The following is a 5,832-nucleotide window of genomic DNA, read 5'->3' on the forward strand; positions in this document are numbered from 1 at the left end:
GGGGCGGGGCGAGGCCGAGGTGGGCGCAGGCCCGCTCGGTGGTCTCGCGGCCGCGCGGCGGGCGCTTCAGCAGGCCCGACTGGATCAGGAAGGGCTCCACGACGTCCTCGAGCGTGTCCTGCTCCTCGCCCAGCGACACCGCGAGGTTCTGCAGGCCGTCGGGCCCGCCGGCGAAGTGCTCGACGATCAGCCGCAGGTAGCGCCGGTCCAGCGGCTCCAGGCCGAGCCGGTCGACGCCCAGCCGCGTCAGCCCGTCGTCGGCGGTCTCGCGGTCGATCACCTTGCGGCCCGCGATCTGGGCGTAGTCGCGGACGCGCCGCAGCAGGCGGTTGGCCGCGCGCGGCGTGCCGCGCGAACGCCGCGCCAGCTCCAGCGCGCCGTCGGGGTCCAACCCGATGCCCAGGATGCCCGCCGAGCGGCCCAGGATGATCTGCAGCTCCTCGGGCGGGTAGAAGTCGAGGTGGCAGACGATGCCGAAGCGGGAGCGCAGCGCGGCGGTGATCATGCCGGCGCGGGTGGTCGCGCCCAGCAGGGTGAAGGGCGCGAGGTCCAGCTGGAAGTGCCGCGCGTGGGGTCCCTTGTCCACCACGATCTCGATGCGCCGGTCCTCCATGGCCGGGTAGAGGTACTCCTCGACCGTGCGGTTGAGGCGGTGGATCTCGTCGATGAACACCGCCGAGGGCCCCTCGTGCTGCGTCAGCAGCCCCACCAGTTCGGCGCTGTTCTGGAAGGCGGGGCCGCTGCTCTGGCGCAGTTCCAGCTCCATCTCGGCGGCGATGATGCCGGCCAGGGTGGTCTTGCCCAGGCCCGGCGGCCCGTACAGCAGGACGTGGTCGAGCACCTCGCCGCGCGCGCGTGCGGCGGCGATGAAGACCCGCAGGTTCTCCTTGACCGCGGCCTGCCCGACGAACTCGTCGAGGCGCCGGGGGCGCAGGCCCGGTTCGGCGACGTCCTCGCGGGGACGCAGGTTGGGATCGGTCCAGCGGGAATCGGTCACGGTCGACCTTCCTTGCGGTGTCGGGGTCGGCGGCGATCAGCCCAGGCGGCGCAGCGCGGCCCGCACCCAGAGGACCGGGTCGTCGCCCAGCGCCGCGTCGTCGCGCAGGGCCTCGCGCAGCAGCTGGCCGGCGCGCGCGGCCGGCAGCCCCATGGCGCCGAGCAGATCGCGCGCCACCGGCTCGTTCGGGTGGACGGCGTCGGCGTCCGCGGACGCGGACGTAGCCGGGGCGCCCGTCGCCAGCAGCGCCGGCGGCACGCGCGATCCCAGCTCGACCACCAGGCGCGCCGCGCTCTTGCGCCCGATGCCCGGAAGCGTCGCCAGCGTCTTCTCGTCGCCGGCGTGCAGGGCGTGGGCGATGGTCGTCGCCGGCGCGCCGGACAGGATGCCCAGGGCCAGCTTGGGCCCGACGCCGGTGACCGAGATCAGCAGCCGGAACAGCGCGAGCTCGTCCTGGTCCAGGAAGCCGTACAGCGTCCAGGCGTCCTCGCGCACCGCGAGGTGCGTCCACAGCCGGACCCGCTCGCCGGCCGCCGGCAGCGCGGCCGCGCAGCCGGCCGGCACGGTGACTGCCAGGCCCAGGCCGCCGACCTCGACCAGGCAGTCGGTGCCGCGGCGCACGAGCAGTCCTTCGAGCGTGGCGATCATCGGGCTCCTCCGCGCCGCGGCAGCGCGGCCTGCGGCGCCGTGCGGCGCTGGGCGTGGCAGATGGCGATCGCCAGGGCGTCGCTCGCGTCGAGCGAGGCGGGAGGCCGCGGCAGGGCCAGCAGGCGCTGCACCATGAAGCGCACCTGCTCCTTGCCGGCGGCGCCGTGGCCGGTCAGGGCGAGTTTTACCTCGCGGGGGGCGTATTCGACAACGGGAATGTCCCGCAGCGACGCGGCGAGCAGGGCGACCCCGCGGGCGTGCCCCAGCACCAGGGCGCTGTGGGCGTTGCGGGCGGCGAAGACGCTCTCGACGGCCATCTCGCCCGGGCACCCCTGCGCGAGCAGTTCCGTCAGCGCGTCGTGGATCAGGCGCAGGCGCGCCGGCAGGGCGTCGCCGCGGCCGGCGCGGATGGCGCCGGCGTCCAGCAGGCGCAGCCGCCCGCCGTCCTGCTCGATCAGGCCGTAGCCCGTGACGTTGCTGCCGGGGTCGATGCCCAGGATGATCACGGCGCCTCCACCGGACGCGCGAAGGGGGCGGCGCCGCGGCCGCCCCCCGTCCGCGGAACCGGCACCTGCTAGAGGTTCTCCATGATGGAGGCCATCTCGTCGTCGTCGATGGCGAAGTTGGACGAGACCCGCGACACGTCGTCGAGGTCGTCCATCGCCTCGATCAGCTTCATGAGCGTCTCGGCGTCCTTGCCGGTGACGCGCACGGTGGTGGTCGCCTCCTGGACGATCTCCGACTCGGTCACCGGCAGGCCCTTCTCCTGGAGCGCCAGCAGGACCTGGTTGTAGTCGGCGAACGCGGTCGTGACCTCGAGGACGCCGCCGTCGGCCGACACGTCCTCGGCGCCGGCCTCGATGGCCGCCTCCATGACGGTGTCGAGGTCGACGCGCGCGGGGTCGAGGCTGATCGAGCCCTTGCGCTCGAACAGGTAGGACACGCAGCCGTTGGTGCCGAGGTTGCCGTTGTACCGGGTGAAGATGTGGCGGATCTCGGAGGTCGTCCGGTTGCGGTTGTCGGTCTGCGTCTCGACCAGGACCGCCACGCCGCCGGGCCCGTAACCCTCGAAGCTCAGCTCCTCGTAGACGGCGCCTTCGATCTCGCCGGTGCCGCGCTTGATCGCGCGCTCGATGTTGATGTTGGGCATGTTCTGCGCCTTGGCGGCCAGGACCGCGCTGCGCAGGCGGGCGTTCCCCTCGACGTCGCCCCCCCCCTGACGGGCGGCGACGATGACCTCGCGCGCGAGGCGCGACCAGACCTTGCTGCGGGCCGCGTCCTTGGCGCCCTTCTTGCGCTTGATCGTGCTCCACTTGGAGTGCCCGGACATCTGCCACGCTCCTTGTTCGCGGTCGCGCCGCGGGAACCGCGGGCGGCCCCCCCCGGTCGGCGATCCCTAGTCGGCGATCCCTAGTCGGCGTCCTCGGTGCGGCTCTTCTGGTACGCGTCGATCAGCTGGCGGGCCACGTCGCCCGGCACCTCGGCGTAGTGGCTGAACGTCATCGCGAACTCGCCCGTGCCCTGGGTCATGGCGCGCAGCGAGGTGGAGTACTGGTACATCTCGTCCTGCGGGACCATCGCCTTGATGACCTGGATGGGGCCCTCGGCCTCCATGCCCTGCGGCTGGCCGCGGCGCGACGAGATGTCGCCCATGATGTCGCCCAGGTAGGACTCCGGCACGCGGATCGTGACCTGCATGACCGGCTCGAGCAGGGCCGGCTTCGCGTCGGGCACGCCCTTCTGCAGGGCGATGCGGGCCGCGGCCTTGAAGCTGTTCTCGCTGGAGTCCACGTTGTGGTAGGAGCCGAAGAAGAGCGTGACGCGCATGTCGACCATCTCGTAGCCGGCCATGACGCCGCGCTTCATGGTCTCCCGGACGCCCTTCTCGACCGCGGGGATGAACTTGCCGGGCACCACGCCGCCGACGATCCCGTCCACGAACTCGAAGTTCTCGCCGCGGGGCAGCGGCTCGAGGCGCAGGTGCACGTCGCCGAACTGGCCGCGGCCGCCGGTCTGCTTCTTGTAGCGGCCCTGGACCTCGACGGTGCCCTTGATCGTCTCCTTGAAGGCGACCTTGGGCCGCTTGCGCAGGACCTCGACGCCGAACTGCTTGCGGAGCCGCTCGAGGATGACCGCGAGGTGCATCTCGCCCTGGCCCACCATCAGGGTCTGGCTCAGCTCGCCCTCGTGGCGGACCTGGAAGGAGGGGTCCTCCTCCATGAGCTTGTTCAGACCCACGCCCATCTTGTCCTCGTCGCCGGCGTTGGCCGAGGTGATGGCCTCGGCGCTGGTGGGCGCCGGCAGGGCCGGGGCCGGCAGCTGGATCTCGACGCCCGACCCGCAGAGCGTGGCGCCGATGCGGCTGTTCTTGAGCTTGGCGGCGAGCACGATGTCGCCCGCGGCCACGCTGTCCACCTTCTCGCGGCCCTTGCCCACGGCGAAGCTGAGCTGGCCGATGCGCTCGCTGTCGCCGGCGTGCGTGGTCAGGTTGTCGCTGGACGACAGGGTGCCGCTCCAGACGCGCAGCCAGGTCTGGTCGCCGCCCTGGGCCTCCCGCTGGTACTTGAAGGCGTAGACGAGCGTCGGCTTGTCGGGACCGATCGCGACGGTGTGCGGCTCGGCGGTGCCGGGTCGCAGGCCGGTCAGCCCGGTGCGCGCGGCGGGGCTCGGCATCAGCTGGGCGACGGCTTCCAGAAGCGTGACGACGCCGATCTCGCTGTCGGCCGCCGTCACGTACACCGGGAAGACCTGGCCGGAGGCGATGCCCGCGGACAGGCCGCGGACCAGCTCCTCGTCGGAGAGGGTGCCCTCCTCAAGGAACTTCTCGATGAGGGCCTCGTCCGTCTCGGCGGCGGCGTTCATCAGCTCCTCGCGGGCGATCGCGGCCTCGTCGGCCAGCTCGGCGGGGATCGCGATCGCCTGGGCCTTGCCGTCGGCGAAGGTGTAGGCCTTGTTGGCCACCAGGTCGACGACGCCCCGGAAGGCCTCGCCCTCGCCGATAGGCAGCTGGGCGGCGACCACCGTCCCGTCGAGGTGGTCGGCGAACTCCTTCATCGCCTTCTGGAAATCCGCGTGCTCCTTGTTCATGCGGGTCACGACCAGGAACATCGGCGTGCTGCGCTGCCGCAGCGTGCGCCAGAGCGCGTCGCTGGACACCTCCAGGCCGCCGTCGGCCTTCACCCCGAACAGCACGCCCTCGACGACCTCCAGCGCGCCGTACATGTCGCAGCGGAAATCGGCGACGCCCGGCGTGTCGATGATGTTGATCTTGACGCCGCCGACCTCGGTCCAGGCCATGCTGGCGGTCATGGTCTGCTTCTTGTCCAGTTCCTCGTCCGAGTAGTCGAACACGGAAGACTTGTCGTCGACGCTGCCGCGGCGCCCGACCTTGCCGGTGACGTGCAGCATGGCGTCGGCCAGGCTCGTCTTGCCCACGCCGTGGGGAGCAACGAGGGCGATGTTGCGGATCTTGTCGGTGGCGAAGGTCTTCAACGTGATCCTCCCGTCCGGACGGCGAGTAAGGGATGGCGGCGGCCCCGATCGCGGGCCGGAACCGGAACTTCCAGCAGACGCTCAGGATGGCGGCGAACGCGAATGATAACCGCCGCTCACAGGCGTGTCAATGCCGCCAGCTCTTGTCCTGACAGGGAGTTTCCCCTATGTTCAGAGGTGTTCAGAGATGTTCAGGGGCGCGAAAGACCTTGCCGCAGACTGCCGGGGGGATTACCGTAGACCCGCCGCGACGGCCGAGACCAGGCCGCCGTGCGTGTTTGCGGGACACTCCCCGTCGCGGGCGCCCAGCGGTGTCCGCGGGCGGGTCGGACCCGACCGGACGCCTTCCGCCAGAACGTCGAGGTGTGGCATGAGATTGATTCCGAAGTGGCTGCTGCCGGGATTCTTCCTCGCGCTCGTCCCCCTGGCCGCCGTCGCCCAGGAGGACGCGGGCGCGGGCACGGCTGCGAGCCCGGAGCCCGAGAGCGCCATCAAGAAGATCTCGATCTCCGTCGGCGGCGGCTACTATTCCGGCACGACCTTCTTCGAGCTGCCGACCCTCGACCTGCGGGCCCAGGTCGCGCCCGGCTCCAACACCGTGACGCTGTTCAACGGCCAGGAGCTCGACCTCGGCATCCAGCGCCGTCCGAACTGCCTCGACGCCCCCATCAAGAAGATCGTGCCCGGCGAGGCGT

Annotated in this window: 6 protein-coding genes; 1 reads left to right on the forward strand and 5 read right to left on the reverse strand. The window is 71.5% G+C overall.

From position 1 onward, the window contains the following. The 5 genes from ruvB to Q7W29_02525 all read right to left on the reverse strand — a co-directional run. Window positions 1-997, reverse strand: a 997-nt coding sequence (gene ruvB / locus Q7W29_02505; protein ID MDO9170681.1) for a Holliday junction branch migration DNA helicase RuvB, incomplete at its 3' end; no start/stop codon positions are given. A 36-nt stretch (window positions 998-1,033) separates the two neighbouring features. After that, complete coding sequence (ruvA, locus tag Q7W29_02510) at window positions 1,034-1,645, reverse strand: Holliday junction branch migration protein RuvA (protein MDO9170682.1); 612 nt, start codon at window positions 1,643-1,645, stop codon at window positions 1,034-1,036. After that, a complete protein-coding gene (ruvC, locus tag Q7W29_02515) occupies window positions 1,642-2,151 on the reverse strand; it encodes a crossover junction endodeoxyribonuclease RuvC (GenBank protein ID MDO9170683.1) in 510 nt (169 codons plus the stop codon). The genes ruvA and ruvC overlap by 4 nt, the downstream gene beginning before the upstream one ends. 68 nt (window positions 2,152-2,219) lie before the next feature. Next, window positions 2,220-2,975: a YebC/PmpR family DNA-binding transcriptional regulator gene (locus tag Q7W29_02520; GenBank protein ID MDO9170684.1), complete on the reverse strand. Its 756-nt coding sequence runs from the start codon at window positions 2,973-2,975 to the stop codon at window positions 2,220-2,222. An 80-nt stretch (window positions 2,976-3,055) separates the two neighbouring features. After that, window positions 3,056-5,137: an elongation factor G gene (locus Q7W29_02525; protein MDO9170685.1), complete on the reverse strand. Its 2,082-nt coding sequence runs from the start codon at window positions 5,135-5,137 to the stop codon at window positions 3,056-3,058. 370 nt (window positions 5,138-5,507) lie between these two features. Between Q7W29_02525 and Q7W29_02530 the strand changes: the two genes are divergently transcribed. Next, window positions 5,508-5,832 (forward strand): hypothetical protein (locus tag Q7W29_02530; protein ID MDO9170686.1); only part of this gene is annotated, 325 nt, incomplete at its 3' end.

This window comes from bacterium, assembly GCA_030654305.1.
Classification (GTDB): Bacteria; Krumholzibacteriota; Krumholzibacteriia; order LZORAL124-64-63; family LZORAL124-64-63; genus PNOJ01.

Coding starts and splice junctions, on each gene's coding strand:
- ruvA (MDO9170682.1), bottom strand. CDS start 1,645: ATGATCGCCACGCTCGAAGGACTGCTCGTGCGCCGCGGCACCGACTGC.
- Q7W29_02520 (MDO9170684.1), bottom strand. CDS start 2,975: ATGTCCGGGCACTCCAAGTGGAGCACGATCAAGCGCAAGAAGGGCGCC.